Origin of the sequence: Streptomyces sp. NPDC046727 (assembly GCF_040645635.1) — a bacterium.
In the GTDB taxonomy this organism is placed as follows: Bacteria; Actinomycetota; Actinomycetes; order Streptomycetales; family Streptomycetaceae; genus Streptomyces.
The window spans coordinates 127,003-150,305 of the sequence record NZ_JBEYYR010000020.1 but is presented as its reverse complement, the minus strand read 5'-3'; the positions used below and the strand labels follow the sequence as shown (position 1 = coordinate 150,305).

Sequence of the window (23,303 nt, the reverse complement as noted above, 5' to 3'; positions counted from 1 at the left end):
GGGGTGCTCTGGGGATAACTCCGATCGGGGTGTTGGTTGGGCTCCAACCGGGGCGGGGGGGGTGGGGGCGCGCCGACGGACTGGGGGGGCGGGGCCGCCGCGGGCAGGGGGCCGCCGGGGGCCGCCGCGGCCATGGGCGGGGGTGCGCCGTAGCCGCCGAACGGGCCGCCCGGGCCGGGCTGCCGCTCCCGCTCCAGCTGCCGCTCCCGCTCCTGGCGCCGCCACTCGGCGAGGACGTCCTCCTTCAGCGGGAACGACTGGAGCTGGACCCCGCCCCACACCTCCTCGCCGGTGACCTGCCCCTCCACGGTCGCGCCCAGACCCAGCGGTACGGCCACGAACTGGCGGACCGTGCCCTTGCCGGAGTTGATGCCGTCCAGCCAGGGCTGGCGGGGCAGCACCACGTAGTTCTGCGGGCGCCGGGACAGCCGGTCGCGCCACGGCTTGCCGGACACCGCGCACACCTTGCCGACGCCGACCTGGAGCGCGGCCGGCTCCGTCGTACCGGTGAAACTCAGCCACATCGCCTCGCGCAGATACACCGGCAGCATCACGCCGCCGCGCGCCCGCCACTCGTCCGGGACCCGGTCGGCGTGGTCGGCCACCCGGCGTATCGGGAACTCGCCCAGCGCCGGCGGCAGCGGGTGTGTGCCGGTCTCCGGCAGGCGCAGCGTGCGCACGAAGCGCACCGCCACTCCGCCCGGCAGCCGCAGCGTGTTCCCGTCGATCCGGACTCCGGAACCGGTCATCCGCCCGCCTCCTCGCCTCGCGCGCCGGCCTGGCCCGGCGTCTTCCTCACCGAGAACGCCCGCCGACCCCCGCGCGGTTCCGCCACAGCTCCTCCTGGACGCCGAGGCGGTCGCGCAGCCGGGCCATCCGGGGCAGCTTGGCCCGGTGCCCGCGGGAGACCCGGTCCAGCTCCTCCAGCAGGCGGCGGGCCCGGTGCTCGGTGTTCAGCTCGTCGATGATCCTGGTCGTCTCGGTCAGTACGGCCCCGAGCAGCTGCCAGTTCGCCCAGTCCCGGCGGATCTCCTCCCGGAGCAGCTCGGCCAGCTGGTCCCGGGTGCCGGCCGCGGTGTGCAGCTCGGCCGTCAGCCGTGCCTCGGCCGACTCGGCGTTCTCGCTCAGATGGGTGGTCACCAGGACCGCGAAGCTGACCACCGCGTCGGCGATCTCCGCCAGCAGCCGCTCCACGGTCGCCCCCACCCGGGGCGGGAACAGCTCCTCGGACCCGCGGGCCTTCGCCAGGTCCGTGAAGGAGCGGGCCAGCACCCGCAGCACCACCGTGCAGATCTCCAGCGTGTCCAGACCGGTGCGCAGCACCACCCGGTGCAGCAGACCCTCCTTCACCCGCGGATTGAGCCGCAGACTGTCCTCCGCCTGCCGCAGCGCCGCGTCCACCTGCACGATGTCGTGATCGAGGCGGCGTGCCTCGTGCAGCCGTTCGGCCGCCCGCTCCCAGGGGATCCTGCCCGCGGCCTCCTCACCCATCCGCAGCATCAGCTGGCGCACCCGCCGCGCGAGGTCCTCGATGGACCGGCCGGCCTCCTCCACCCAGACCGGGGGCGGCAGCAGCAGGTTGCAGGCGGTGCCGACGACCGCGCCGATCAGCGTCTCCACGATCCGCGCCCACGCGGTGTACCCGACCGTGGTGACCCCGAGCACCAGCATGGCGCTGATCGCCACCTCGGCCACGTACTCGTCGACGCGCACCAGGTGCCCCACGGCCAGCGAGGCGACGATCAGCAGCGCGAGACTCCACCAGGTCAGGCCCACCAGCACACTGAAGGCGATGGCGACCAGCACGCCGGCGACCACCGAGTTGACCCGGCGGATGCCGTTGGTGAGCGTGGCGTAGAAGGTCACCTGGACGACCAGCAGCGCGGTCAGCGGCGCGGTGAGCGGGGCCGGCTCGGGGCTCAGCCGGAGCGCGATGACGTAGGCGATCGTCGCGGCCGTGGCCGAGCGCAGCGTCTGGACGACCACCGGTTCCCGGCGGCGCCGCAGCAGACGCAGCAATCCCGCGTTCCACTTTCGTACGTCGAGCATCCCTTGGCCTGTTCCCGTTCCTCGGGTGCATCGAACGTGGCCGCGGGCCTCGCTGTCAGGCGTACAGCTTGTCGACGAAGGCGGACAGGTTGCCCTGCGCGCGGGCGATCTGCTCCTCCAGGGTCAGGCTCTCCTCGAACCGGGCGCCGGACTCCGGGACCTTCCTGCCGCGCAGGTACAGCGAACAGGCCAGGTCCGTGCACATGTACAGGCCGACCGAGTTGCCCTCACGGCCCGCCGCGCCCGCCTTCCGCGCGGTCATCAGCGACACTCCGCCGCCGGGATGCGTGGTCAGGCACACCGAGCACATGCTGCGGTGCAGAAAGCCGCGCTGCGAGGCGGGGAAGCGCAGGGCGACACCGGCGAGCCGGCCCTCCCGCTCGGTGACCAGATAGCTGCGGTCGGGGGCCCCGGGGTCGCGCCAGCCCAGGAAATCCAGGTCGTCCCAGGGGCGTTCCTCGAGATCACGCGGGATGGCCAGCCGCTTGGCCTCGCCCTTGGAGCAGTTGATGAACGAGGTGCGGATGTCCTGCTCGGTGAGCGACCTCATGGGGGAGTCCTTCCTGGAGGATGACTGTTTGCCTAGGGCCTCTAGGCAAGTGGCTATCCTATTTAGTCCTGGGAGGGATGGGCCAATGGATTTCCGGTTGCCGCCCGAGGGGGCCATGTTCCAGGGAGCAGGACGCCCAGGGCGTAGGCGCGGGCGACCAGCTCGGTGCGGCCCGCCGCGCCCCATCGCGCCGAGAGGCGGCGCAGGTGATAGGTGACGCCGTCCTTGCTGAGGCCCAGCTCGCGGGCGGCGCGGGCGGTGGTGGCGCCCCCGGCGAGCAGGGCCAGCACCTGCCCCTCCACCGCGGTGGCCCGCACCGGCTCCGGCTCCGGCGCCGGGCGCTCGCCCTGTACCCGCAGCATCACCAGCAGCGCCGGTGTCTCCTGCACGGTGTCGCTCACCGGGTCCGCCGTCAGTTCCCCGTACCGCTCGGCGCCGCCGGGCGCCTGCCAGCGCACCGACACCTGGTAGCGGGAGCGGTGCCGCAGGCGCAGTGCCTCGGCGATCCGCTCCACCTGGGTGGTCTCCTCGGGCCGGAACAGCTCCAGTACCTGTCTGCCGCGCAGCCGGCCCGGGGTCGTGCCGCACTCCGCGGCCATCGCCGGGTTCGCCAGCACCACGTGGCCGTACACGTCGCACACCGCCACCGGTACGGACACCCGGTCGAACAGCATCAGCGCACGGTTGCGCCACACCACCGCGTCGGCCCGTCCCGTCTCCATCGCACCTCCCGGTCCGCCGGCTGCCCGCCATCCAAGAGGAAGAGGCAGGTCAGCGGCAACTCGGCGGAGAGCGCCGGAGGCGGGTCAGATCCGGTCGGCCGCGATGAGGAGGTAGGGGAAGCTGCCCTCCTTGTAGGCCGTCAGGAACGGCTCCTCGATGCCCGTGGCGACCGAGGACTCACGTACATGGTCGTCTCGTCGGTCCAGATCGCGCGGCGCGATCCGGTCTCCAGACGGGTGTGAACGAATCGGGATGAGTCGCTGGTCGGTTGGATGGCAGGTCAACCGGAAGATCCAGACGATCAGTGAGTGAAATTGCCTACTTTCCGTGACCGGCGCCGCGATGCGCGCCGCCCGCGCAGGTGCCCCCGGCTCGCCCGGGCCGCGCCGGCCCCACCGCGCAAGTCCCGTCGGCCACTTTCCACTGCACGATCGTGTAGTGCCGTGGCGCCGGCGCGGTCTGCCCGTCGACCACCCTGGAGCGGAGTAGTCCGTTTCCGCGAAAGGCAGTTGTCGCGTCATGCCCCCCACCGCACTGCACCCCGATCCGGCCGATACCCTCCCCGGCGTCCCGGTCGTCGACATCACCGCCACCGGCCCCGGCCGCACGCCCATCCAGCAGGTCATGGAGCTGATGCGGACCCACGGCACGGTGCTGGTGCGCCGGCTGCACGGCCGGGACGCGCTGTTCGTCGCCGACGCGGACCTGGTCGCCGATCTGGCCGACGAGGCGCGGTTCGCCAAGCACGTCGGGCCCGCCCTGGAGAACGTACGGGAGTTCGCCGCCGACGGCCTGTTCACCGCGTACAACGACGAGCCCAACTGGGCCAGGGCGCACGACATCCTGATGCCGGCCTTCGCCCTCGGCTCGATGCGCACCTACCACCCCGTGATGCTGAAGGTGGCCCGGCGGCTCATCGACTCCTGGGACCGTGCGGCACGGGCCGGGCAGCCCGTCGACGTGCCCGACGACATGACCCGCATGACCCTCGACACCATCGGACTGGCCGGCTTCGACTACGACTTCGGCTCCTTCGAGCGCGCCGAGCCGCATCCCTTCGTCGAGGCGATGGTCCGCTGCCTGGAGTGGAGCATGCACCGCCTGGCCCGCACCCCCGGCCAGGACCACTCGGCGGCCGACCAGGCCTTCCGGCGGGACGCCGACTACCTCGCCGGGATCGTGGACGACGTCATCGCCGCCCGCGCCGGCACCGACCAGAGCGGCGCCGAGGACCTGCTCGGGCTGATGCTCAGCGCCCCGCACCCCGCCGACGGCACCACCCTGGACGCGGCCAACATCCGCAACCAGGTGATCACCTTCCTGATCGCCGGACACGAGACCACCTCCGGCGCGATGTCCTTCGCCCTGTACTACCTCGCCAAGCACCCCGCCGTGCTCCGGCTCGTGCAGCGCGAGGCCGACGCGCTGTGGGGCAGCGCGCCCGACCCCGAGCCGACGTACGACGCCATCGGCAGGCTCACCTACACCCGCCAGGTCCTCAACGAGGCGCTGCGGCTGTGGCCGACGGCCGCCGCTTTCAGCCGGCAGGCCCGCGAGGACACCCTGCTCGGCGGCCGGATCCCGCTGCGCGCCGGCCAGGCCGTCACCGTGCTCGCGCCGATGCTGCACCGCGAGCGCGTCTGGGGCGACAACCCGGAGCTGTTCGACCCCGAGCGGTTCACCCCCGAGGCCGAGGCGGCCCGCCCGGTGCACGCCTTCAAGCCGTTCGGCACCGGTGAACGCGCCTGCATCGGGCGGCAGTTCGCGCTGCACGAGGCGACCATGCTGCTCGCCCTGCTGGTCCACCGCTACCGGCTGCACGACCACGCCGACTACCGGCTCACCGTGAAGGAGACCCTCACCCTCAAGCCCGAGGGCTTCACCCTCACGCTCACCCCGCGCACCTCCGCCGACCGCGCCCACGCCCCGCTGCCCGGCACCGCCCCCGCGCCGGCCGCGGGCAGCCCCGTCCCGGCCGCCCTCCCGGCCCGGGTCCGCCCCGGCACCCGCGCCCTCTTCCTGCACGGCAGCAACTACGGCACCTGCCGGGACTTCGCCGCCCAGCTCGCCGACGAGGCAGCGGCCGTCGGCTGCGCCACCGAGGTCGCCGCCCTGGACGCCCACGCGGACGGCCTGCCCACCGACCGTCCCGTCGTCATCACCGCCGCCTCCTACAACGGCCGCCCCACCGACGACGCCGTCGCCTTCACCGCCTGGCTCGACGGCACCCCCGACCTGACCGGTGTGACGTACGCCGTCCTCGGCGTCGGCGACCGCAACTGGGCCGCCACCTACCAGCAGGTCCCCACCCGCGTCGACGCCCGGCTCGCCGAACTCGGCGCGACCCGGCTCACCGACCGCGCCGCCGCCGACGCCTCCGGCGATCTCTCCGGCACCGTACGGGAGTTCACGACCCGGCTGCGGACCGCGCTCCTGACGGAGTACGGCGACCCGGACGCCGGGAACGGCACATCGGCCGAGCCGACGCACGCCTACGAGGTGCGCACCCTGACGGGCGGCCCGCTGGACGCCCGCGCCGAACGGCACGGCCTGGTCCCGATGACGGTCACCGAGGCGTACGACCTCACCGCCCCGGACCACCCGCGCACCAAGCGGTTCCTGCGCATCGCGCTGCCCGAGGGCGTCAGCTACCGCACCGCCGACCACCTGACCGTGCTGCCCGCGGGCGCCCCCGAGCTGGTGGACCGGGCCGTCGCCGCGTTCGGCCTGGACGCCGACGCCGTCCTGGACATCCGGGCCACACGGCCGCGCCGCGACAACCTAGCCGTCGACCGTCCGCTGACGGTACGCGAACTCCTCACCTTCCACGTCGAATTGCAGGAACGGCCGACCGACCGGCAGCGGGCCCTGCTCGCCGACGCCAACCCCTGCCCGCCCGAGCGTGCCGCCCTCGCCGCCCTGACCGGCGACGACCCGCGCACCCTGGTGGAGCTGGCCGAGGACCACCCCGCGCTGCGCGGCGCCCTCGGCTGGCCGCTCCTGCTCGACCTGCTGACCCCGCTGCGCCCCCGCCACTACTCGATCTCCTCCTCGCCGGCGGACGACGCGCGCCACGCGGACCTCATGGTGTCCGTGCTCGACGCCCCGGCCCGCTCGGGGAAGGGCCGCTACCGGGGCACCGGCTCCGGTCACCTCGCCTCGCTGCGGACCGGCGACACCGTGTACGCCCGCGTGCAGCCCTGCCGCGAGGCGTTCCGGATCGACGGCTCGGCACCGGTCGTGATGGTCGCCGCGGGCACCGGCCTCGCCCCGTTCCGCGGCGCCGTCGCCGACCGCCTGGCCGCACACCGCGCGGGCAGCCGACTCCCGTCGGCCCTGCTCTACTTCGGCTGCGACGCCCCCGACGCCGACTACCTGCACGCCGACGAACTGCGGGCCGCCGAGCGGGCCGGCGCGGTGTCACTGCGGCCGGCCTTCAGCGCCGCACCCGAGAACGGGGCCCTCTTCGTCCAGCACCGCATCGCCGCCGAGGCGGACGAGGTGTGGCAGCTGCTGGCGGCGGGGGCGCGGGTGTACGTCTGCGGCGACGGCGCGCGCATGGCGCCCGGTGTGCGCGCGGCGTTCCGTACCCTGTACCGGGAACGTACCCCCGGCACCGACGAGGCGGCGGCCCAGCGGTGGCTCGACGCGCTGGTGGCGGACGGGCGTTACGTGGAGGACGTGTACGCGGCGGGCTGAGCCGCGGGGGAGGGGGCGCGATGGGGGACGCGCGGGAGCGGGCGCGGCGGATCCTGGCCGCGGCGGGCCTACCGCCCGCCCGGCCGGCCACGGCCGCCGCGCTGGACTATATCGAGTGTCTGCCTCTTAGCTCATAGCGTGAACTAAGGCTTGGAGAAATATCGCGTACAGGCTGCCTGAAGGGGTATGTTGCAGGTCGGGCAGGGTTCGTGAAGGGAGCCACATGGCGGCGCGCAACGGGCGCACAGTACGCGACCTGAGACGAGGCAACCGCACGGCGGTGCTCCAACGGCTGTACTTCGACGGCCCGCTCAGCCGTTTCGAGCTGGGCCCGGCCACCGGACTCAGCTCCGGCTCGGTGAGCAACGTGGTCGCAGATCTGGTCGCCGACGGCCTGGTCGAGGAGGCCGGAAGCGTCGACTCCGACGGCGGCCGGCCGCGCACTCTGCTGCGCGTCGCCCCGCGGAGCGGCCAGATGATCGGCGTCGACGTCGGGGAGACCCGGGTCCGGGTCGAGCTGTTCGACCTGGCCATGACCGAACTCGCCCGGGTCGAACTCCCGCTGACCCCGCAGGGCTACGACGTCGAGGTCATCGCCGGCCACATCCGCGACGGCGTCGCCGAGGTCCTCACCGCCGACCAGGCCGCCCCCGACCGGCTGCTCGGCGTCGGCATCGGCGTCCCCGGCATCGTCGAGCACACCCCGGACCGGGGTGCCGTCGTCCACGGGCAGACCATCGGCTGGGACGCGGTCCCGCTGGAACGGCTGCTCCGCTCGGCCTCCCCGCTTCCCGACGAGGTGCCGTACTTCATCGAGAACGGCGCCAAGACCCTCGGCCAGGCGGAGATGTGGTTCGGCGCCGGGCGCGGCGCCCGCAACGCCGTGGTCGTGCTGTTCGGTTCCGGCGTCGGCGCCTGCCTGGTCACCCCCGAGGTGGAGCACGGGCAGGCCGTCGAGTGGGGCCACCTGACGGTACGGGTGCGCGGGCGCCGCTGCCGCTGCGGCGCGCCCGGCTGCCTGGAGGCCTACGCGGGCGCCGAGTCGCTGCTGGCCCGCTGGCGCGAGGAGGGCGGCCGGCCGCCCGAGGGCACCGACGAGGAGACCGCGCTCACCGCGATGCTCACCGCCGCCTACCCGCCCGGGGGGACCGCGCCCGACCCGGTCGCGCTGGCCGTCCTGGAGGAGACCGCCGAGTACCTCGGCGCGGGTCTGTCCGACCTGATCAACCTCTTCCAGCCGGAGCGGATCCTCATCGGCGGCTGGGCCGGGCTCCAGCTCGGCACGCGCTTCCTGCCCGCCGTACGCCGGCACGCGGCGACATACGCCCTGCGCCACCCGGCCGACAAGGTGACCATCGACCTCGGCCGGCTCGGCCCGGACGCGGTCACCGTCGGCGCCGCGATCCTGCCGCTGGCCGACTTCTTCGCCGGCGGCGGCCGACGCCCCGAACCGGCCGCCGAGGACCGGCTGCCCGCCTGGCGAGCAGCCCTCCAGGAACGCGCCCCGCACTGACCGGGGGCCGGCCTTCGGGGGCGCAGGGCGACGGCTCGTCCTCTCTGGGGGGCGGGTCGACCGCTTATCCGCTCCGGGGGGCGGGCCGACCGTCGTCTCTTTCGGGGATCAGGCCGAGGACTCGTCCGGTCCCGGATGCCCCGGGTGCACGGTGCCCGTGCGGGGTGCGCCCCGGGGGCCGGTGCCGGCCTCGTCCGGGTCCGGTACGACATCCTCGTCCGGCTCGTCGTCGAACGCGTGCCCCGGTTCCGCGTCCCACGGGTCCTCGCCGGGACCGGCCTGCTGATCGGGCAGGTCCCTGGGCACGGGACTCTCGCCGGAACCGGGCTCTTCATCCCGCCGCATGGCCATGGCGTACTCCGCTCCTCCGTCGGCTCGGGTCTTTCGCCGGCTCCGGGCGTGGCCCGTTCAGCCGGCCTTCCGTCCGCGCATCGGCTCGGTCTGCATCCCGCCGCCCTGCTGCAGGCCCTCCAGGAACTCCTGGAGCACCTCGGTCGCCGTGCGCCGGGGCGCCCAGTCCAGCTCGGCGCGCGCCCGCGCGCAGTCCATCAGCGGGAGCCGCAGCACGGCGTCGAACAGGTGCGGGGAGGCGGGCAGCAGGCGCAGCCCCCAGGCGGCGGCGATCGCCGAGCGGGCCGCCGTACGCGGCAGCCGCAGCGGCCGGGAGCCGAGCAGGTCGGCGAGCACGGCGGCGTCCAGCGGGGGATCGGCGGCCAGGTTGAAGGCGCCGCGGGCGCTGTCCGAGTGCAGGGCGAGCCGGTAGGCCTCGGCGGCGTCGTCCGTGTGGAGCGCCTGCACCCTGAGGCCCGGGACGTCCGGCAGGAACGGCAGCAGCTCCGGACGGACCAGCGGACCGGGCAGGAACCGTCCCCCGAAGATCCGCCGCTGCTCGCTCGCCGACTCCCACTTGAACAGGAACGCCGGGCGCATACGGACCACCCGCACCTCGGGGTGGTCGCGCTCGAACACGTCCAGGGCGCGCTCCAGGTAGGCCTTCTCCCGGCAGTACGCGGCGTCCGGCCAGCCGTGCGTCGGCCAGGACTCGTCCACCGGGCGGTCCTTCGGCCCCGGCGAGTACGCCCCGACGGAGGAGGCGTGCACCAGCACCGGCACCCGGGCCGCGGCGACCGCCTCGAAGACGCGGATGCCGCCGAGCACATTGGTCCGCCAGGTGGTGGCCGGATCGTGCGTCGGCTGGAACGCCCAGGCCAGATGGATCACAGCGTCGGCGCCCTCGAACCGCTCGGCGACGTTCGACTGGTCCGAGCCCAGGTCGACGGCGGACCACTCGGTCTTCTCCGGCGACCACTCGGGTGTCCGCCGCGCCAGCCCCCGCACCGACTTCACGCCGGGATCCTCCGAGAGCAGGCGCACCACGCTCGTCCCGACATTGCCGGTGGCGCCTGTCACGACGACTCTGCTCCCCGCTGAGCTGTTCACGTTCGGCTCCTCTCGTCGGCACGGCGGAGCTGCGACGAGCGGCCGGGTACCCGGGCGCCGGGCCCGCACACGCGGCGGCGCTCAGGCGCGTACGGCAGGAGAGAGCCCCGGCCGTGACGGGGGACTCACGACCGGGGCGGTCAAGTGGTGGGCGCGGATGGCGGTCGCCTCTCGGCGAAAGGCTCCACAGGGCTTCAGCCGAACGATCGTCCCTGTGGGCAAAAGGTGAGGCCCGGGGACACTGTCCCATCCGCACCCACGGCTTGTTCAACGGGCAACCACCCCCGGGTGTTCCAGCCCCTCCCGTGACGCTCGTCACCGGCGCCGCAGGTCAGGCCAGCGGGCTCCCGGCCAGGCGCGCCAGCAGATCGGCGGGGTCGGCGTAGACGGCCTCCGCCCCCGCCTCCTCCAGGTCGGCCCGTGGAATCCCGCCGCACAGCAGGCCCACGCAGCGCACCCCGGCCTTGCTGCCCGCCCGCATGTCCCACACGGTGTCCCCGACGAAGACCGCCCGCGCGGCCGGGACCCCGGCCAGCTCCAGGGCGCGCTCCACGGGCTCCGGGGCGGGTTTGCCCTCCTGCACGTCCTCGGCGCTCGCCGTGCCCGTGATGGCGTCGTCCGCGTCGATCGCCCGGCGCAGCGCGCTCAGCTCGGCACCGCTCGCCGAGGTGGCGAGGACCACCGTCCAGCCGGAGCCGTGCAGCCGCCGCAACAGGTCCCCGGCCCCCGGCAGCGCGGGGAGCCGGTCGGCGTACTGCCGGTACAGCGCCGTGTGCGCCGCGCTCAGCTGGGCGTCCCGGTCCGGGTCCCGGCCGGCGCCGAGCAGATGGGCGACGAGGTCCGTGGAGCCCAGGCCGACGGCCCGGTGCACGGCGTGCATGGGCACCTCGTGGCCGGCCTGCCGGAACGCCTCCCACCAGGTCACGACGTGCAGGTGATTGGTGTCGACGAGGGTCCCGTCGACGTCGAACACAGCGGCACGCTCCATCCCGGCCCCTTCCTCTCGCCTCCCGCCCGGGTTCCCGATTCCCGGGCGGCCTCTTGGTTCCCGCCCGGGTTCCCTGTTTGCGGCCGGTCTCTTGGTTCCCGCCCGGGTTCCCCGTTCCCGGGCGGGTTCTCTCAGCTCCCCGACCGGCTACCGCGCTCGGAATCCGTCCCGCGTGTCGGTGTGCGGCCCTCGTGGGTCCAGGTCAGCAGCTCGTCCGCCGACCATGTCGTCACCACCCGCTCGGCGGGTACCCCGCACTCCTCGGCCCGGGCGCAGCCGAGGATCTGCCAGTCCAGCTGGCCGGGCGCGTGCGCGTCGGTGTCGACCGCGAACAGCACCCCCGCCTCGACCGCCCTGCGCAGCAGCCGCCGGGGCGGGTCCAGCCGCTCGGGACGGCTGTTGATCTCGACGGCCGTACCCGATGCGGCGCACGCGGCGAACACCTCGTCGGCGTCGAACTCGGACTCCGGCCGCCCCCGGCCCGTCACCAGGCGCCCGGTGCAGTGGCCGAGGACGTCGGCGTGCGGATTGCGTACGGCGGCCACCATCCGGCGGGTCATGGACCGCGCGTCCATCCGCAGCTTGGAGTGCACCGACACCACGACCACGTCCAGCCGCTCCAGCAGCTCCGGCTCCTGGTCCAGCGAGCCGTCCTCGAGGATGTCGCACTCGATGCCGGTGAGCAGCCGGAACGGCGCCCAGCGCGTGTTCAGCTCCGCCACCACCTCCAACTGCTCCCGCAGCCGCGCGGGCGACAGCCCCCGGGCCACGGTGAGCCGCGGCGAGTGGTCGGTGAGCACGGTCCACTCGTGCCCCAGCTCGGCCGCGGCCTGCCCCATCTCCTCGATCGGGCTGCCGCCGTCGGACCAGTCCGAGTGGGTGTGACAGTCCCCGCGGATCAGCGCCCGCAGCCCGGCACCGGCCCCTTCGGCGTCGCGGGACGCCCCGGCCTCCTCCTCCAGCTTGCGCAGATATCCGGGCACCTCACCGGCCAGCGCCTCCCGCACCACCTGGGCGGTCTTGGGCCCCACGCCTTTCAGCGACTCCAGCGTCCCGGCCGCGGCCCGCTCGGTGACCTCGTCCTCGGGCAGCGCGGCGAGCGTCCGGGCCGCGGTACGGAAGGCCCGTACCCGATAGGTGGGCGCAAGCGCCCGCTCCAGGAGGAAGGCGATCCGGTGGAGAGCAGCGACGGGCTCCATGTGAACCAAGGTTGCACCAGGAGGCCCGAAGGGGCGCGGGGAACACGGCGAACCCCGTTTGCTCCCCCGGCCCCCGGGTACTGCGCAGTCCACATGACCTCGTGAGGAGGCGAGCCATGCCCACTCCGGCCGCACCGCGAACGGCACTGATCACCGGCTCGGACTCCGGCATCGGCCGGGCCACCGCCGTACGCCTGGCCGCCGCGGGCCTGGACGTCGGCATCACCTGGCACACCGACGAGAAGGGCGCGGCCCGGACGGCGGAAGAGGTCCGCGCACACGGCCGCCGGGCCGCCGTCGCCCGGCTGGACCTCACCCGGCTGCCCGAGGCCGCCGACACCGTGGACGAACTGTGCGACGAGCTGGGCCGCCTCGACGTCCTGGTGAACAACGCCGGCACGGGCACGATGGCCCCCTTCCTCGACCTGACCCTGACGGACGTACGGCGGGTCCTGGACGTCGACCTGGTCGGCCCGTTCCTGCTCGGGCAGCGGGCCGCGCGGCGCATGATCCGGCAGGGTGACGGCGGCCGGATCGTCAACGTCACCTCCGTCCACGAGCACCAGCCCCGGGTCGGCGCGGCCCCGTACTGCGCGGCCAAGGCCGGGCTCGGCCTGCTCACCCAGGTGATGGCCCTGGAGCTGGCCGAGTACGGCATCACCGTGAACGCGGTCGCGCCGGGCGAGATCGCCACCCCGATGACCGGCCAGGAGGACACCGACGTGCGCACCGAGCGCCGCCCCGGTGTGCCGCTCGGCCGGCCCGGGGACGCCCGCGAGGTCGCCGCCGTGATCGCCTTCCTGGCGAGCCCGGACGCCTCCTACGTCACCGGCGCCTCCTGGAGCGTCGACGGCGGCATGCTCCGCATGGGCCCCCAGGCCGGATCCCACCTGACCAGCGACGACTGGCGCCGTCCCTGAGGCACCGGGGGCACGGGTCCGCTGGACGGCTCCGGTGGATGACCCGTCGGCGGGGGTTGCGTTCTACCCTCGATGGCATGACCGAACAAGCAGCTCCCCACATATCCCATCCGCGGGTCCTGGTCCTCGGTGTGTGCCCGGGCAGGCCGGGCGAGCCGCCGTTCCGGATCATGGAGATCGACGGTCAGGTGGTCGGTGAGGCCAGGACCGTCACGGACGTGCTGGAGACGGCGGCCTCCTACGGCATCACCATCCACGACCTGGACGATCCGGACATGGTCCGCTTCGTCGGTGGCGACAAGTACACCTGGAGGCTGCGCTGAGCCGACGGCTCAGCCGACCGTCCACTTCTGGTTGGCGCCGCCCGAGCAGGTCCAGATCTGCAGCCGTGTCCCGTTGGCCGAGTTGTTCCCGGTGACGTCGAGGCACTTGTTCGCCTGCGGGTTGACGATGTCGTGCGCCCCGGTGACGGTCCACTTCTGGTTGGGGCCGCCGGTGCAGTCCCACAGCTGGACGGTCGAGCCGTCCGCCGTGCCGTTGCCCGTGACGTCCAGGCACTTGCCGAGCGCCCGGAGCGTGCCGTCCGAGCCGACCGTCCACGCCTGCGCCCCCGTGCCGTTGCAGTCGTAGAGCTGCACCGGGGTGCCGTTCGCGGAGTTCGCGCCGGCCACGTCCACGCACTTGCCGGCGAGGCCCCGGATCGGCACACCGGCGGCGCTGTCGCTGGTCGTCACCGACACGGAGTCCACCACCAGTTGCTGCGGGAACTGCGTGGAGCCGTCGGGGTCGCCCGGCCAGTAGCCGCCGACCGCGAGGTTGAGGATCAGGAAGAACGGCTTGTTGAACACCCACGTCTTCCCGCCCAGGTCGGCGGGGGTGCGGCGCTGGTAGACGTTCCCGTCCACCGACCAGGTGATCGAGTCGGGCGCCCAGTCGACGGCGAAGGTGTGGAAGGCGTCCGCGAAGGCCTGCCCGTTCGGCAGGGAGTATCCGGCGCCTATGCCGCCCGAGCCGGAGTAGCCGGGCCCGTGGATGGTGCCGTGCACGGTCGAGGGCTCGAAGCCGACGTTCTCCATCACGTCGATCTCGCCCGAGTCCGGCCAGTTGACCGGCGTGCCGAGCATCCAGAACGCGGGCCACATGCCCTGCCCGCGCGGGATCTTCATGCGCGCCTCGACATGGCCGTACTGGGCGTTGAACCTGCCGGCGGTGTTCAGCCGGGCCGAGGTGTACTGGCAGCTGCCGTACCAGCACTGGTAGCCGGCCGGGTTCTCCCTGCGGGCCGTGATCACCAGGTGGCCCTGGCCGTCCAGGGCCGCGTTCCTGGTGCCGGACGTGTAGTACTGCCGCTCGTGGTTGTTGACGTTGTCGCCTGTCTCCAGCGTCCACTTCGAGCCGTCGACCGCCGAGCCCGCGGGTCCGTCGAAGGAGTCGGAGAAGGTGGCGACAGCCGCTGCCGCCGGTGCGGCGGTCGCGCTCTGGGCCCGCGCCGGGCCGACGGCGGCGGAGCCGACCAGCGCGGCCGACAGGGCGGCGAGGAGACATCTGCGGAGCAGGCAGGGGGAGGCCATGGCTCTCCGTTCCGGTGGGGGGTGTGACGCCTCTTGATTTAAGGAGTGAGATAAGGCGACGTCAATACTCTGGTCCAGACCGGATACTGACGCTCACTCGGCCGACGGCCCGCGCACGCGCCGGTGCACCCCGCGCCCGAGCCGCCGCCCCAGCAGCAGCCAACCCAGCAGCGCACCGGCCGTGTTGAGGAAGACGTCGTCGATGTCGAAGGCCCGCCCGGTCACCAGCGCCCCCTGCACCAGCTCCACCATCAGCATCACCAGGGCCGTCAGTGCCAGCACCTGCAGCACCCCGCGGGCGCGGGGCGCGAGGACCGGCACCAGCACCCCGAACGGCATGCCGAGCACCAGGTTCCCGCCCACCTGTCGGATCGCCTCCCGTGCCGACGCCTGCTCCAGGCACTCCCTGAGCGAGCGCCCCGGATGCAGGTTGCTGTGCGTCAGGGGCACGGACGCCGGGGACGGCTGGAGCGTGATCCGGGCCAGGACGACGGCGAACGCCACCATGCACGCGAAGGCGACGAGGACGGCCAGTGCCCGGACGGGCAGCGGCAGCGCGCGCCGCGCGGCCCGCGGGCGGGCCTTCTCGTCCGCCGGGCGCCTCCGGGGGCGGCGCAGGACCTCGGGCAGACGCGGGACGGTACGGGCCATGCGGTCCTCCAGTCGTCAACTTCCCCGTCTCGTACGCCGGTTACCCACGTCGCCGCCCGGAATGCCGCCCCCGGACGGCGACGGTCGCGCACCGGTGGTTTCCGTTCACGCCTCCGGGGCACTCCGGGTGCGGACCCGCGTGCCGCCGCCGACGCCCGGGTCCGGCGGTGCTTGGATGCCTCCAGCGGCACTCCGGGCACATCGCCGCACACCGGTACACAGCGGACCAAGGAGGTGCAGCATGCCCCGCCGTACGGCCCCCCGCGCCCTGCTCCTCCTCACCGGCGAACTCCTGTGCTGGTGGGTGGCGCTGGCGCTGCTGTGGCTGGTGCTCATCACGACGGTCGACACCCTCGAACGCATCGTCGGCGCGAGCTGCGCCGCCGTCGGCGCGCTGCTGGCCCGGACCGGCCGGCGGGCGGTGACCTGGCGGTGAACGGCTGGATCCTCGCGGCCGGCGTCGTGCTGGGCGGCGGAGGGGCGGCGGCCCTGTGGGGCGTGGCCACCGGCCCGCCGGCCCACCGGATGATCGCCCAGAACCTGACCACCTCCGCCGTCTGCCCGGCCCTGCTGCTCCTCGCCCAGGGCTACGGCCGCCCGGCCTACGTCGACCTCGCCCTGCTGCTCGCCCTGCTCGGCCCGGTCGGCACGCTCGTCTTCGCCCGGCTGCTCTCCGACGACCTGGAGCGAGAGCAGCCGAGCGCGTGGGGACTGACCTGGGCCGCCGCCGGACTGGGCGCGGCGGTCGTGATCGCCCTGTGCGTGGCCGGCGGACCGGGCCGGGCGATGGTGAAGCTGCTGCTGATCGGCACCCTGCTGATCGCCGGCAACGTGATCGCCTCCCGCGCGCTGTCGGGCGGGTTCCGGGGGGTGCGGGGTGGCTGACAGCGCGGCGAGCGGCGCCGGTGCCGGGTGGGGTGCGGGCGTGGCCGAGGGGCTGGGTGCCGGGTGGGGTGCGGGCGTGGCCGAGGGGCTGGGTGCCGGGTGTGGCGTGGGCGTGGCTCAGGGGCCGGGTGCTGGGTGTGGCGCGGGCGTCGCTCAGGGACCGGGCACTTGGTGGGGCGCCGGCGTGGCCGAGGGGCTGGGTGCGGGCGTGGCTGAGGGTCCGGGCGCCGGGTGTGGGTCGGGTGTCGTCCGTGGGCTGGGTGCCGGGTGTGGCGTGGACGTGGCTCAGGGGCCGGGTGCTGGGTGTGGCGCGGGCGTCGCTCACGGACCGGGCACCAGGTGCGGTGCGGGCGTCGTCCAGGGGCCGGGCACCGAGTGCGGATCGGGTGCCGTCCGTGGGCTGGGCGCCGGATGTGGCGCGGGCGTCCGCCGGGATGTGGCCGGTGCGCAGGGGGCAGGTGTGTCGTGTACGACGTGGTGATCGTCGTTGCCCTGCTGCTGGTCGCCGCCTCCGCCACCGCGGCCGTGGCGCAGCGCGACCCCGCCCGCCAGGCGCTGGTGCTGTCCTTCCTCGGCGTGCTGCTCGCCTCGCTGTTCACCGTGCTCCAGGCCCCGGACGTCGGCCTGTCCCAGCTGGCCGTCGGCTCCGCCCTCACCCCGCTGCTGATCATGCTCTCGGTGCGCAAGATCAGACGCCGAGGCCGCTCCAAGGAGGACGCGCGGTGAACCGGCTAAGGCTGTGGCTGCTGGCCGTGGGCGGCGCGGGGCTCGCCGCGCTGCTCGTCGCCGCCTGTCTCGACCTGCCGGACTTCGGCGGCCGTTGGCACCCGTACGGCGACCGGGCCGTCCACGCCTCCCTCGCCCGGCACACCGCCAACACCATCTCCTCCATCAACTTCGACCAGCGCGCCTACGACACCCTCGGCGAGATGAGCATCCTGTTCGCCGCCGTCCTCGGCTGCGTGGTGCTGCTGCGCCAGGCCCGCGACGAGCACCGGGCGCGGCCCCAGTCCGCCGAGGTGGCCCGTCCGGTCCGCCGCTACGCCCTGCTCGTGCTGCCCATCGCCCTGGTCGTCGGCCTGTACGTCGTCGCCCACGGCCAGCTCAGCCCCGGCGGCGGCTTCCAGGGCGGGGTCGTCGCCGCGACCGCCCTGCACCTGCTCTACCTCGGCGCCGACTACGGCGCGCTGGAACGCGTCCGCCCGCTCGCCGTCTACGAGACCGCCGACGCGCTCGCCGTCTGCGCCTACCTCGTGCTGGGCCTCGCCGGAGTCCTGGCCGGTACCGCGTTCCTGGCCAACACGCTGCTGCCGTACGGCACCTTCAACACCCTGTCCTCCGGCGGCACCGTCCCCCTGCTGAACGCGGCCATCGGCATGGAGGTGGCCAGCGCGGTCGTCGTCCTGCTCGCCCACTTCCTCGACCAGGCCGTCGAGATCGAGGAGGAGCCCGGAAGGTGAGAACCGTGATGCACGTCCTGCCCTACCTGGTCGCCGCCTACGTCTTCCTGACCGGCTGCTACGGCCTCGCCACCAGCCGGAACCTCATCCACGCCGTCGGCTGTCTCGCGGTCTGCCAGTCCGCCACCTACGTCCTGCTGCTGGCGGTCGGCTACCGCGACGGCGCCACCGCGCCCGTCTTCTCCGACATCAAGCCCGGCTCCCGGCCGTTGGTCGACCCGGTGGTACAGGCACTCACCCTCACCGACATCGTCGTCGGCGCCACCGGCACCGCGCTGCTGCTCGCCCTCGTCCTGCAGATCGCCAAACGGCACGGCACGGTCGACCCCGACGAACTGCGGGAGCTGCGCGGCTGATGCACCATCTGCTCCCGCTGCTCGTCGCGATCCCGCTGCTCGGCGCCGCCCTGCTGGTGGCCGCGGGCCGCCGGCTGCCCCGGTTCCTCGTCGAGATCACCGGCTTCGTGGTCTCCGGCGGTACGGCCGCCCTCGCGCTCCTGCTGCTCCTGAACTCCGCGCCGCCGATGGTCGAGTGGGTCGGCGGCTGGCTGCCCGTCGGCGGGGAGAGCGTCGGCATCCTGGTGGTCGGGGACGGCCCGGCCCTGGGCATGGCCGCGCTGGTCTCGCTGCTGACCCTGGCGGCCCTCGCCTACTCCTGGCGCTACTTCGACGAGCCGCCGATCGGCCACCGGGGCGCGTTCACGGCGCTGATGCTGGTCTTCCAGGGCGCCATGTGCGGATTCGCCATCGCCGGCGACCTGTTCAACGCGTTCGTGTTCTTCGAGCTGATGAGCGTGGTGGCGTACGCCCTGACCGGCTACCGCATCGACGAGGCGAAGGCCGTCCAGGGCGCCCTGACCTTCGGGATCGTCAACTCCCTCGGCGCGTACGCCCTGCTGATGGGCATCGCCCTGCTGTACGCCCGTACCGGCGAACTGGCCATGGCGAAGATCGGCCGCGGGCTCGACGCCACGGGGCAGGGCGGGCCGGACGCGCTGGTCCTCGCGTCCTTCGTCCTGGTGCTGACCGGGCTGCTGGTGAAGGCGGCGGCCGTGCCCTTCCACTTCTGGCTCCCGGACGCGCACGCCGTCGCCCCCACCCCGGTCTGCATGCTGCTCTCCGGTGTCATGGTCGAACTCGGCGCCTACGGCGTCTGGCGCGTGTACGGCACCGTCTTCGCCGGACCCGGCGGCATCCCCGCCGCCGACCTGACCCGGGCCCTGGTGACGCTCGGCGTCCTCACCGCCGCCATCGGTGCCGTCATGTGCTGGTACCAGCGGCACATCAAACGGCTCCTCGCCTACTCCACCGTCGCGCACACCGGACTGTTCCTCATCGGGCTCGGCATCCTCACCCCCGAGGGCGACGACGGCGTCGCCCTGTACATCCTCGGGCACGCCGGCGTGAAGGCCGCGCTGTTCGCCTGCGCGGGCGCCCTCCTGGACCGGTTCGGCAGCGTCGACGAGCACACGCTGCACGGTCAGGCCCGCCCGCTGCGCGCCACCGCGGTGATGTTCGCCGTCGGCGCCCTCGGCCTCGCCGGTCTGCCGCCGTTCGGCACGGCGCTCGGCAAGGCCGTCACCGAGGAGGCGGTCGGCGGCCCGCTCACCGTGGTGTACGTGGCCGCCTCGGCTATCACCGCCGGCGCGGTCCTGCGGGTCACCGCCCGCGTGTTCCTGGGTCTCGGGCCGCGCCCCGAGGACGCGGAGTACGAGACGAGCGGCTCCGACGAGGAGCCCGAGACGTCCGGTCTGCTGCGCCGGATCCCGGACACCATGACGACCGTGCCCGCCGTGCTGCTCGCCGGCGCCCTCGCCGTCGGGGTGGCCCCCGGCTTCGGCGCCCTGGTGGCCCGTTCCGTGAACGAGGCCGGCTCGGGCGGCGCCCACGCCTCCGTGCACTGGACCATGCACGGCGTGCTGCTGGGCATGGTCTCCACCGCGCTGGCCGTGGCGCTCGCCGGCCTCGCCGTCACCCGCCCGCGCTGGGTGGCCGCCCCCGAGTGGGCCGCGCCCCTGCGCCGCCTGCAGTCCGGGCACGTCGGCGACTACGTGGCCTGGCTGCTGATGGGCGCGACCGTACTCGGCGCGCTGGCCCTGCCCGGGGTGCTGGGCTCCTGAGACCGGTCGAAGGGCCTCCGTCCTCGGCTTCCGCACGGAACCCGGCCCGCACCGCTGAGCACCGGACACCACGCGCCCTGGCCGCCGCCGTGGGCCGGCGACCGTCTCACAGCGAGCCGGACGCGGCCTCGGACCGGTCCAGGGCCGCGTCCAGGCTCGGCAGCGGGGGCAGCAGCCGGGCCAGGCCGGTGACCCGGAAGACGCGCAGGGTCAGCGGATGCGTGCACACCAGGTGCAGCTGCCCGCCGCGCTCCAGCACCCGGGCCCGCGCCCGGTACAGCAGCCGCAGCCCCGAGCAGTCGAAGAACTCCACCGGCCGCAGGTCGATCATGACCCGGGCGCCGGTGCGCCCGGTGACGCGGTCGAGGTGCGGGCCGATCTCCGTCGCCGCGACGATGTCGATCTCGCCCCGGAACTCCAGCACCGTGTGCCCGCGGCGCCTGTACATGCCCAACTGCCGGGTGAGAGGTACGGGTTCGTGTCGCACCTCGGCACCACCTCCCACCCCGCGCCCCGACGTCGGCTCCCGATCGCCAAGTTACCCTCGATGGAAGGAATTTGAGCATGTTCGATTGACATATGTCTTCGAGTTTCAGGCGTGTCGTCGGCGCGGCCGGCTCAGCAGCCGCTCGGTGCGCTCAGTCCACGACCAGCACCAGCTTGCCCGCCGTCCGGCCGGTGTCACCCAGCTCGTGCGCCTTCGCGGCGTCGGCCAGCGGGAACGTCCCGGCGATGGTCGCCTTCAGCTTCCCGGACTCCGCCAGTTCGGCGATCGTCCGCATCCCGGTCCGGTCGGCGTCCACCAGCATCCGCACCGCCCGCACCCCCAGCCGCTCGGCCTCCTCGTAGAAGTCCTGGGAGCCCACCGGCAGGATCGAGACCACCACACCGCCGGGCCGCAGCACCCGCAGGGACCGCACGGAGGTCTCACCGCCGAGCGTGTCCAGGACGACGTCGACGTCCCGCACGGCCTCCGTGACGTCGGTGGACCGGTAGTCGACCGGCTCGTCCACGCCGATCTCGCGCAGGAAGTCGTGCTTGCCCGCGCTCGCCGTACCGATCACGTACGCCCCGCGCGCCTTGGCGATCTGTACGGCCACATGGCCGACGCCGCCGGCCGCCGCGTGGATCAGCACCCGCTGCCCCGGCTGGACGTCGGCGTGCTCGGTCAGGGCCTGCCAGGCGGTCAGGGACACCAGCGGCAGCGCGCCCGCCTGGACATGGTCGATCGCGGCCGGCTTGTGCGTGAGGGCGCGTACCGGGGCGATCACGTACTCGGCGTGCGCGCCGTGGCCGAAGGGGTAGGGCAGCATGCCGAAGACCTCGTCGCCGGGCCGGAAGGCGGCCACGCCGATCCCGGTCTCCGCGACCTCGCCGGAGACGTCCCAGCCGAGGACGAACGGGGGCTCGCCCAGCAGCCCGCCGCCGGCCCGGTGCTTCCAGTCGGTGGGGTTCACTCCGGCGGCCCGCACCCGGACCAGCACCTCGTTCGGGCCCGGCGCGGGCCGCTCCACCCGTACTTCCTTCAGGACCTCGGGACCGCCGAGGACGTCCTGGCTGATGGCTCGCATCGTGTTCACATCGCTCATGGTCACCCAGCCTGCCGGAGCCCGCCCGGCCGGGAAATGGCATGAAAGCCAACCTTCGATAGGATCGTGCCATGCCTGACATGCAGCTGCGCGCCCGGCGCCCGGAACGGGTCGTCGTGCTGGCCCTCGACGGGGTCTACCCCTTCGAGCTGGGCATCCCCAGCCGGATCTTCGGCGCGGCCGACGGTCACTACGAGGTGCTCACCTGCACGGTCGACGGCCGCCCGGTGCGCACCGACTCCGACTTCACGATCGATGTCGCCCACGGCCCCGAGATCCTGGACACGGCCGACACGGTGATCGTCACCTCCATGCCGCCCCCGTACATCCCCACCGAGCTGTCCGCCGAGGTCGCCGCCGCGCTCGCCCGGATCCGCCCGGACGCCCGGATCGTGTCCATCTGCACAGCCGCCTTCGTCCTCGCCGCGGCCGGACTGCTCGACGGCCGCCGGGCCACCACCCACTGGCAGGTGGTCGACCTCTTCCGCAGCCGGTACCCCCAGGTGGACCTCGACCCGGACGTCCTGTTCGTCTCCGACGGCCGCATGCTCACCTCGGCCGGGGCGGCTTCCGGTGTCGACATCTGCCTGCACATCATCCGCACCGACCACGGCAGCGAGCTGGCGAACGCCGTCGCCCGCCGCTGTGTCGTACCCCCGTTCCGGGACGGCGGCCAGGCCCAGTACATCGAGCAGCCGGTCCCCGAGAGCGGCGCCGCGAGCACGGCCGGGACCCGCCTCTGGGCGCTGGAGCGCCTGGACGAGCCGCTCACCCTGGCCGACCTCGCCGGGCACGCCCGGATGAGCCTGCGCACCTTCGCCCGCCGTTTCAACGACGAGGTCGGCCTCAGCCCCGGCCGCTGGCTGATCCAGCAGCGGGTGGCCCGTGCCCGGCATCTGCTGGAGGCCAGCGACCTGCCGGTGGACCGGATCGCCGCCGAGGTCGGCTTCGCCACCGGCGCCTCGCTGCGCCAGCATCTGCACGCGGCGATCGGGGTGTCCCCGCTGGCCTACCGGCGGACCTTCCAGCGGGCCCGCTGAACGTTCCGGCCCGCCCCGGCGTCGAAGGACCGCGACAAGCACGGGAGAACTGGGGCGGGAATGCGCAGAGGGTCCATGGCGGTGGCGGCGGTGGTGCTGACGGCGGTGACGGTGGCGGGGTGCGACGACGGGCCCCGGGCGGACCTGGTGGTGAAGGGCACCCCACCGGCGACCCGCTACAGCGGTCCGCTGTACGAGCCCACCGAGGAACTCGACGAGAGCACCCCGAGAGCGCTCCGCCTGGCCTCCGGCGCGGCCGGCCGGGCGCTGGAGTGCGACGGGGAGATCTTCGACGGCTCCGGACCCGACGGCTGGAGCAGCTCCGACGGCGGGGACACGCCGGAGGACGGGCTGGCCTTCTTCTTCGACATGGTCCAGCCGGAACTGCCCGATCACGGCTACCGCGTGGAGCGCGAGGAGCCGGACCGGGTGCTGTACTCCTACGACGTGGGCGGCCGCACCAAGGTCGCGGTCGTGGTGGCCAAGGACCAGAAGAACCGCCCCGGTTGGGGCCCGGAGACGCACGCGTCCTGCGACCCGGCGGAGCTTCCCGAGAGCTTCACGGCCACCACCGACTGGGAGATCTGGACGGACCGCGCGGGCCGGCGGGTCCCGGTGACCCGCCTGCACGGCTCGCCGGGACCGGAGCACTGCGGCTGGCAGTCCGCCCGCTTCCTCGCCCTGGGCGACCGGACGTACGCCCGCGACCCCGAGGGCGTACTGGGCCGCGACGGGCTGCTCCGGGCGCCGTACCGCGAGAACGTCCGCATGCCCGCCGACGCGCGGGACACCGGATACCACCACCACGGCCGGCACCTGTGGCTGACGGACGACCGGGGGACCGCGTACGTCCGTACCGCTGCCGGGGTGGAGGCGTGGCCGCTGCTGGAGCGGGGTGTCGGCTGCG

23 protein-coding genes and 2 pseudogenes are annotated in these 23,303 nt (G+C 73.9%); 12 read left to right on the top strand and 13 right to left on the bottom strand.

Translation table 11 applies throughout. The features are described from left to right. The 5 genes and pseudogenes from ABZ937_RS24490 to ABZ937_RS24470 all read right to left on the bottom strand — a co-directional run. Nucleotides 1-749 (bottom strand): annotated as a pseudogene (locus ABZ937_RS24490) (hypothetical protein); the annotation flags it as partial. A 46-nt stretch (nt 750-795) separates the two neighbouring features. Then, nucleotides 796-2,049, bottom strand: a complete 1,254-nt coding sequence (locus tag ABZ937_RS24485) for an aromatic acid exporter family protein (protein ID WP_361695224.1) — start codon at nt 2,047-2,049, stop codon at nt 796-798. A gap of 55 nt (nt 2,050-2,104) precedes the next feature. Further along, a complete protein-coding gene (locus ABZ937_RS24480; protein WP_361695222.1) occupies nt 2,105-2,599 on the bottom strand; it encodes an FBP domain-containing protein in 495 nt (164 codons plus the stop codon). 62 nt (nt 2,600-2,661) lie between these two features. Next, complete coding sequence (locus ABZ937_RS24475; RefSeq protein WP_361695220.1) at nt 2,662-3,321, bottom strand: PAS domain S-box protein; 660 nt, start codon at nt 3,319-3,321, stop codon at nt 2,662-2,664. 84 nt (nt 3,322-3,405) lie between these two features. Then, nucleotides 3,406-3,495, bottom strand: a pseudogene (locus ABZ937_RS24470) (SAM-dependent methyltransferase); the annotation flags it as partial. A gap of 346 nt (nt 3,496-3,841) precedes the next feature. Here ABZ937_RS24470 and ABZ937_RS24465 point away from each other — a divergent pair. Further along, entirely contained in the window at nt 3,842-7,021 is a 3,180-nt protein-coding gene (locus ABZ937_RS24465) for a cytochrome P450 (RefSeq protein ID WP_361695218.1), read from the top strand. A gap of 223 nt (nt 7,022-7,244) precedes the next feature. Next, nucleotides 7,245-8,534, top strand: a complete 1,290-nt coding sequence (locus ABZ937_RS24460) for an ROK family transcriptional regulator (protein WP_361695216.1) — start codon at nt 7,245-7,247, stop codon at nt 8,532-8,534. Nucleotides 8,535-8,642: 108 nt separating this feature from the next. Here the strand turns inward: ABZ937_RS24460 and ABZ937_RS24455 are convergent, their stop codons facing one another. The 4 genes from ABZ937_RS24455 to ABZ937_RS24440 form a co-directional block, all read right to left on the bottom strand. Then, nucleotides 8,643-8,885 carry a hypothetical protein gene (locus tag ABZ937_RS24455; RefSeq protein WP_361695214.1) on the bottom strand — a complete coding sequence of 81 codons (243 nt, stop codon included), beginning with the start codon at nt 8,883-8,885 and terminating at the stop codon, nt 8,643-8,645. Nucleotides 8,886-8,942: 57 nt separating this feature from the next. Then, a complete protein-coding gene (locus ABZ937_RS24450) occupies nt 8,943-9,974 on the bottom strand; it encodes an SDR family oxidoreductase (RefSeq protein WP_361695212.1) in 1,032 nt (343 codons plus the stop codon). Between the two features lie 331 nt (nt 9,975-10,305). Continuing rightward, on the bottom strand, nt 10,306-10,962 hold the full coding sequence (locus ABZ937_RS24445) for an HAD family hydrolase (RefSeq protein ID WP_361695210.1): 657 nt from the start codon (nt 10,960-10,962) through the stop codon (nt 10,306-10,308). A gap of 131 nt (nt 10,963-11,093) precedes the next feature. After that, complete coding sequence (locus ABZ937_RS24440) at nt 11,094-12,161, bottom strand: PHP domain-containing protein (protein WP_361695208.1); 1,068 nt, start codon at nt 12,159-12,161, stop codon at nt 11,094-11,096. 116 nt (nt 12,162-12,277) lie between these two features. Between ABZ937_RS24440 and ABZ937_RS24435 the strand changes: the two genes are divergently transcribed. Beyond that, nucleotides 12,278-13,081 (top strand): SDR family oxidoreductase, encoded by an 804-nt coding sequence (locus ABZ937_RS24435; RefSeq protein ID WP_361695206.1) that lies wholly within the window; start codon nt 12,278-12,280, stop codon nt 13,079-13,081. A gap of 77 nt (nt 13,082-13,158) precedes the next feature. Next, complete coding sequence (locus ABZ937_RS24430; protein ID WP_361695204.1) at nt 13,159-13,404, top strand: hypothetical protein; 246 nt, start codon at nt 13,159-13,161, stop codon at nt 13,402-13,404. Nucleotides 13,405-13,413: 9 nt separating this feature from the next. Here the strand turns inward: ABZ937_RS24430 and ABZ937_RS24425 are convergent, their stop codons facing one another. Together ABZ937_RS24425 and ABZ937_RS24420 are read right to left on the bottom strand one after the other, a co-directional pair. After that, nucleotides 13,414-14,652 carry a lectin gene (locus ABZ937_RS24425; RefSeq protein WP_361695202.1) on the bottom strand — a complete coding sequence of 413 codons (1,239 nt, stop codon included), beginning with the start codon at nt 14,650-14,652 and terminating at the stop codon, nt 13,414-13,416. 93 nt (nt 14,653-14,745) lie between these two features. Next, nucleotides 14,746-15,303 (bottom strand): VanZ family protein, encoded by a 558-nt coding sequence (locus ABZ937_RS24420; protein WP_361695200.1) that lies wholly within the window; start codon nt 15,301-15,303, stop codon nt 14,746-14,748. A gap of 241 nt (nt 15,304-15,544) precedes the next feature. Between ABZ937_RS24420 and ABZ937_RS24415 the strand changes: the two genes are divergently transcribed. The 6 genes from ABZ937_RS24415 (at nt 15,545) to ABZ937_RS24390 (ending at nt 19,767) form a co-directional block, all read left to right on the top strand. Next, on the top strand, nt 15,545-15,739 hold the full coding sequence (locus ABZ937_RS24415) for a hypothetical protein (protein ID WP_361695198.1): 195 nt from the start codon (nt 15,545-15,547) through the stop codon (nt 15,737-15,739). Further along, complete coding sequence (locus ABZ937_RS24410; protein WP_361695196.1) at nt 15,736-16,188, top strand: MrpF/PhaF family protein; 453 nt, start codon at nt 15,736-15,738, stop codon at nt 16,186-16,188. The genes ABZ937_RS24415 and ABZ937_RS24410 overlap by 4 nt, the downstream gene beginning before the upstream one ends. A 465-nt stretch (nt 16,189-16,653) precedes the next feature. Then, nucleotides 16,654-16,914, top strand: a complete 261-nt coding sequence (locus tag ABZ937_RS24405) for a hydrogenase subunit MbhD domain-containing protein (protein ID WP_361695194.1) — start codon at nt 16,654-16,656, stop codon at nt 16,912-16,914. Then, nucleotides 16,911-17,648, top strand: coding sequence for an MnhB domain-containing protein (locus ABZ937_RS24400; RefSeq protein ID WP_361695192.1), 738 nt, complete (start codon nt 16,911-16,913; stop codon nt 17,646-17,648). Before ABZ937_RS24405 ends, ABZ937_RS24400 begins: the two co-directional genes overlap by 4 nt. An 8-nt stretch (nt 17,649-17,656) precedes the next feature. Beyond that, nucleotides 17,657-18,004 carry a sodium:proton antiporter gene (locus ABZ937_RS24395; protein WP_361695242.1) on the top strand — a complete coding sequence of 116 codons (348 nt, stop codon included), beginning with the start codon at nt 17,657-17,659 and terminating at the stop codon, nt 18,002-18,004. Then, nucleotides 18,004-19,767, top strand: coding sequence for a proton-conducting transporter membrane subunit (locus tag ABZ937_RS24390; protein WP_361695190.1), 1,764 nt, complete (start codon nt 18,004-18,006; stop codon nt 19,765-19,767). Before ABZ937_RS24395 ends, ABZ937_RS24390 begins: the two co-directional genes overlap by 1 nt. A 106-nt stretch (nt 19,768-19,873) precedes the next feature. Here ABZ937_RS24390 and ABZ937_RS24385 read toward each other — a convergent pair whose 3' ends face one another. Continuing rightward, entirely contained in the window at nt 19,874-20,254 is a 381-nt protein-coding gene (locus ABZ937_RS24385) for an anti-sigma factor antagonist (RefSeq protein WP_361695188.1), read from the bottom strand. 151 nt (nt 20,255-20,405) lie between these two features. Next, nucleotides 20,406-21,356 (bottom strand): NADP-dependent oxidoreductase, encoded by a 951-nt coding sequence (locus tag ABZ937_RS24380; protein ID WP_361695185.1) that lies wholly within the window; start codon nt 21,354-21,356, stop codon nt 20,406-20,408. Nucleotides 21,357-21,427: 71 nt separating this feature from the next. On the opposite strand from ABZ937_RS24380, the gene ABZ937_RS24375 reads away from it, so the two are divergent. Then, nucleotides 21,428-22,396 carry a helix-turn-helix domain-containing protein gene (locus ABZ937_RS24375; RefSeq protein WP_361695183.1) on the top strand — a complete coding sequence of 323 codons (969 nt, stop codon included), beginning with the start codon at nt 21,428-21,430 and terminating at the stop codon, nt 22,394-22,396. Nucleotides 22,397-22,456: 60 nt separating this feature from the next. After that, on the top strand, nt 22,457-23,303 hold an 847-nt coding region (locus ABZ937_RS24370), incomplete at its 3' end, for a hypothetical protein (RefSeq protein ID WP_361695181.1).

What these genes read in the sequence shown, in the direction of transcription:
- ABZ937_RS24465 (WP_361695218.1), top strand. Translation starts at nt 3,842, where the DNA reads ATGCCCCCCACCGCACTGCACCCCGATCCGGCCGATACCCTCCCCGGC.
- ABZ937_RS24445 (WP_361695210.1), bottom strand. Translation starts at nt 10,962, where the DNA reads ATGGAGCGTGCCGCTGTGTTCGACGTCGACGGGACCCTCGTCGACACC.
- ABZ937_RS24460 (WP_361695216.1), top strand. Translation starts at nt 7,245, where the DNA reads ATGGCGGCGCGCAACGGGCGCACAGTACGCGACCTGAGACGAGGCAAC.
- ABZ937_RS24475 (WP_361695220.1), bottom strand. Translation starts at nt 3,321, where the DNA reads ATGGAGACGGGACGGGCCGACGCGGTGGTGTGGCGCAACCGTGCGCTG.
- ABZ937_RS24485 (WP_361695224.1), bottom strand. Translation starts at nt 2,049, where the DNA reads ATGCTCGACGTACGAAAGTGGAACGCGGGATTGCTGCGTCTGCTGCGG.
- ABZ937_RS24435 (WP_361695206.1), top strand. Translation starts at nt 12,278, where the DNA reads ATGCCCACTCCGGCCGCACCGCGAACGGCACTGATCACCGGCTCGGAC.
- ABZ937_RS24430 (WP_361695204.1), top strand. Translation starts at nt 13,159, where the DNA reads ATGACCGAACAAGCAGCTCCCCACATATCCCATCCGCGGGTCCTGGTC.
- ABZ937_RS24440 (WP_361695208.1), bottom strand. Translation starts at nt 12,161, where the DNA reads ATGGAGCCCGTCGCTGCTCTCCACCGGATCGCCTTCCTCCTGGAGCGG.
- ABZ937_RS24390 (WP_361695190.1), top strand. Translation starts at nt 18,004, where the DNA reads ATGCACCATCTGCTCCCGCTGCTCGTCGCGATCCCGCTGCTCGGCGCC.
- ABZ937_RS24415 (WP_361695198.1), top strand. Translation starts at nt 15,545, where the DNA reads ATGCCCCGCCGTACGGCCCCCCGCGCCCTGCTCCTCCTCACCGGCGAA.
- ABZ937_RS24480 (WP_361695222.1), bottom strand. Translation starts at nt 2,599, where the DNA reads ATGAGGTCGCTCACCGAGCAGGACATCCGCACCTCGTTCATCAACTGC.
- ABZ937_RS24420 (WP_361695200.1), bottom strand. Translation starts at nt 15,303, where the DNA reads ATGGCCCGTACCGTCCCGCGTCTGCCCGAGGTCCTGCGCCGCCCCCGG.
- ABZ937_RS24455 (WP_361695214.1), bottom strand. Translation starts at nt 8,885, where the DNA reads ATGGCCATGCGGCGGGATGAAGAGCCCGGTTCCGGCGAGAGTCCCGTG.
- ABZ937_RS24375 (WP_361695183.1), top strand. Translation starts at nt 21,428, where the DNA reads ATGCCTGACATGCAGCTGCGCGCCCGGCGCCCGGAACGGGTCGTCGTG.
- ABZ937_RS24380 (WP_361695185.1), bottom strand. Translation starts at nt 21,356, where the DNA reads ATGAGCGATGTGAACACGATGCGAGCCATCAGCCAGGACGTCCTCGGC.
- ABZ937_RS24395 (WP_361695242.1), top strand. Translation starts at nt 17,657, where the DNA reads ATGCACGTCCTGCCCTACCTGGTCGCCGCCTACGTCTTCCTGACCGGC.
- ABZ937_RS24425 (WP_361695202.1), bottom strand. Translation starts at nt 14,652, where the DNA reads ATGGCCTCCCCCTGCCTGCTCCGCAGATGTCTCCTCGCCGCCCTGTCG.